We start from the raw sequence: 3769 nt of genomic DNA on the forward strand, positions 1-3769 counted from the left end.
GGTCTTTGAGGCTTTTATCGGGTCCCGTGTTCTGGACGGATTTAGCAGACGGTTTCTTGGTCACAATCCATTCTCTTCGCCAGCGGCTTAACAACTTTGGGTGTATGCCTAGCTTGCCAGCTAGTGCGGACTGTGTCTGCGTGGTGGATAGCGAGGCCTGCACGGCCTCGCGTTTGAAATCATCGCTGAAGTAGCGCTTGGCTTTGTATTTCATGACACCTTCTCTCCAAATGAAGGTGTCTACTTTTTCCGGGGCATTCCATTAACGCTTTCTGTTTCAGAACGAAAAGAGGTCGCGCCCACCGTGTGGGCGCGGCCTCTTGCGTTTCAGATTCCACCCATTTCATATCGCGCCGCTGTCAACTGTCCATTATCAACTGTCAACTGATTAGCGGCGTCAGGATCGTGTCCCTGGTTTCTTCATTCACACCGGGAAAATCACGCATGAAATGCAGGCCGCGGCTTTCCTTGCGTTGCATGGCGGAGCGGATGATTAGCTCGGCGATCACCACCAGGTTGCGCAGCTCCAGCAGATCGTTGCTGATGTGGTAGTTGCTGTAATACTCGGCGATCTCGCTCTTCAGCAGTTCGGCCCGGTGCAGGGCACGCTCCAGTCTTTTTTCCGTTCGCACGATGCCCACGTAATCCCACATGAAGCGGCGCAGCTCGTCCCAGTTGTGGCTGATGACCACGTCCTCGTCTGAGTCGGTGACCTGGGATTCGTCCCATTCATTGTCGTCCCGGGGTGTGGGTATCTCATCCAGGTGTGCGCCGATATGGTCGGCGGCAGCTTTGCCGTAGACGAAACATTCCAGTAATGAGTTGCTGGCCATGCGGTTGGCGCCGTGCAGGCCGGTGAAGCTGGTTTCACCGATGGCGTAGAGGCCGGGTAGGTCGGTTTGCCCATGTTCGTTGATCATTACGCCGCCACAGGTGTAATGGGCGGCGGGGACCACGGGAATCGGGTCGCGGGTGATATCCAGCCCCAGCTGCAGGCACTTGGCGTATACGGTGGGGAAATGCTCGATGATGAAGTCCGCCGGCTTGTGGCTGATATCCAGATACAGGCAGTCTGCCCCCAGCCGTTTCATCTCATGGTCAATGGCCCGGGCCACCACATCCCGGGGAGCAAGCTCACCGCGCTCATCAAAGCGGTTCATGAAGCGTTCGCCATTGGGCAGCAGCAGGTGTCCGCCTTCGCCGCGAATGGCTTCGGTGACCAGGAAGCTTTTCGCCTTGGGGTGATAGAGGCAGGTTGGGTGGAACTGCATGAATTCCATGTTGGCCACGCGGCAGCCGGCCCGCCAGGCCATGGCGATGCCATCGCCGGTGGCCACATCCGGGTTGGAGGTATACAGGTACACCTTGGAGGCGCCGCCGGTGGCCAGTACCACGGAGCGGGCCAGAATAACGTCGGTTTCCCCGGTCTGAATGTTGTGCACGTAGGCGCCGCAACAGCGTTTTTCTTTGCCTTGTTCCCCGTTGGGGGCGTCGTGTTCCTGCACGATCAGGTCCACGGCTACCCGGTGTTCAAAACGGGTCACGTTGTGTTTCTGGCAGACCTGTTCAATCAATGTGCCGGAAATGGCTTTGCCGGTGGCGTCGGCAGCATGAATGATACGCCGGTGGCTGTGGCCGCCTTCGCGGGTCAGGTGGTAGGGCAGCTTGCTGCCGTCACCACTGTCAAAGCGGGTGAAGTCCACGCCCAGATCAATCAGCCAGCGGATAGCGTCGGGACCGTTTTCCACGGTAAAGCGCACGGCATCATCGTGGCACAGGCCGGCGCCGGCCACATGGGTGTCGGCCACGTGGCTTTCCAGTGAGTCTTCCTGATCCAGCACCGCGGCCACGCCACCCTGGGCGTAGTAGGTGCTGGCACTGGTGAGCTCTCCCTTGGAGAGCAGGGCAACCTGACACTCATCCGGCAGGCGCAAGGCAGCGGTGAGGCCTGCAGCGCCGGAGCCGATAATGAGTACATCGTGTCGGTAGGTAGCCATGGAGAATCCTGTTGTGAAGAGCCCGGTTGGGTGGGATATGCGGTGGCCAGTATAGCGGTGAATCCGGTCCTGACTAAATGACCAATGCTGACCTATCCCCCAAATGGGGGATGCGGTTTTGTGACAGTGTTGTTATTTTCCTGTGACTTGGGACAGCGCTGCTTTCATTGGGGGAAGTGGCGTACGGACAATCAGTATCGGGGAACACTATGAGAAGGGTACTAAAAGGGCTGGCAGCCAGCGCGATGGGTGTGAGCTTGTTAAGTGGCTGTATGTCTGCGAATTACTACACGGAGCAGGGTACACCCATCACGCAGGACACGATTGATCTTTTCAACACCAATCCGAATAATCCGATTATTCCCTATGCCAAGGGTAAGGCGACTTATAATGCCTACCCATGGGCCAGTGAAAGAATCCAGAGAGCCTTTGACGAGAAGCCAAGAAGCAGTGCCAATGATGAAATGGCGCGGGCGGCGGATTACTGGTTGCATGATGGTGATATGCCGCCGCTGGATATCACGGTAACGCGCCATCGCCCGAAGAATAGCGTGGGAACGGTTGCGACGGTGCTGGTGACGACGCTGGGCTGTACTTTCAGTCTTTGTCTGGTTCCTGTGGTGTCACCGCAGCACTTCGATACGACCATTGAAATGCGCTCGGAAGGGGAGCTGGTGTATAGCGCCAACGCTCACTACCGCGGCACATTGTTCATGAGCTGGTTTCCGCTAGGGAAATTACGTGGCACCCAGAAAGTCACCGATGCGGCCTGGTATGCCTCGTTCTTCTCCCATGAAGAAAAGCTGACGCGAAGCATCGTTGCGGAAGAGCCGCTGTATGACTCGCTCAAGAAATCAAAGGATGTGGATAAGCTGGCCGCCGCGCTGGATAACCCGCAACTGAAATTCTATCGCCCGCTGGTGTCCACCCATTTGGCCGAGGTGCTGGCGGGGAAAAAACGTAATGAGCGCCTCAAAGCTTATGCGGCGATTGTCGAAAGGCACCCTGAATTCGCGGATGACATTCACGGTAATGAACGGCTTTTATTTATCGGGCCGGCGGATTTACGGGTGATGGATGTGCTCAAGGAAACCTATCGCAAGCGTTCGGCACCGGCCATGGCAGCGAGTATCAAGGCTGCGGGCCAGCCCTATGCCTTGTTTACGCCTGAAGAATCCAGCTGGTTGACCAAAGAGGGGCTGCCTGCCGATGTGGTGGCTGCGATGATCGAGGCCAGTGAGCCGAAGGCGGCACCGGGGGGATCTGCGGCTTTGATGGCGGCCGCCGCCCCGGGCGGGCAGGTCGGGGCGCAACCGGTGGCCGGCAACACCCTGGAAGCTACGGCCACGGAATGTTCCAAGGCCTATGCGGCCAAGAAGGTCTGCGAAACTCTGCCCGGCGATCCCTTTGGCCTGCTGATGCGCGGCTGTATGGCCCAGGTGAAAAAGAAATTCGGCGGTTCTGGCTGCTCAATTTTCTAGTTCCCAGCGCTTTCAGTGCTCTCAGTGCCTTCATGACCTATCGCTCGCAGGGCCGCCTCTGGCTCCTGTGAGCGCCTTTCTTCTTCTGTCGTTCTATCGAGAATGCGTCCGGTTTCCATGTTCTCTCGGGAACCATTCGGGCATTTATGTGTCCGATTCTGTCCTATAATACGTTGAAACGCCTCGACTTCGCCGCCACAGAAATGTTCAAGCAATGTGAAAAGGTGGCGAAATCGTGCCCATGGTGTAGCCGCCGCCCGGGCAACTGCTACAATGGCGCGTTTTAGTGGG

General features: G+C 57.5%; 3 protein-coding genes. 1 reads left to right on the forward strand and 2 read right to left on the reverse strand.

The features are described from left to right. A partial coding sequence (locus tag A3730_RS18705; protein ID WP_063538663.1) for a transposase occupies nucleotides 1-214 on the reverse strand: 214 nt, incomplete at its 3' end. A gap of 166 nt (nucleotides 215-380) precedes the next feature. Next, nucleotides 381-1997, reverse strand: a complete 1617-nt coding sequence (nadB, locus tag A3730_RS18710; RefSeq protein WP_063521053.1) for an L-aspartate oxidase — start codon at nucleotides 1995-1997, stop codon at nucleotides 381-383. 272 nt (nucleotides 1998-2269) lie between these two features. Here nadB and A3730_RS18715 point away from each other — a divergent pair, with 272 nt between their 5' ends. Then, nucleotides 2270-3478 carry a hypothetical protein gene (locus A3730_RS18715; RefSeq protein ID WP_063521054.1) on the forward strand — a complete coding sequence of 403 codons (1209 nt, stop codon included), beginning with the start codon at nucleotides 2270-2272 and terminating at the stop codon, nucleotides 3476-3478. Nucleotides 3479-3769 lie beyond the last annotated feature (291 nt).

The sequence above is a fragment of the Alcanivorax sp. HI0044 genome (assembly GCF_001634945.1).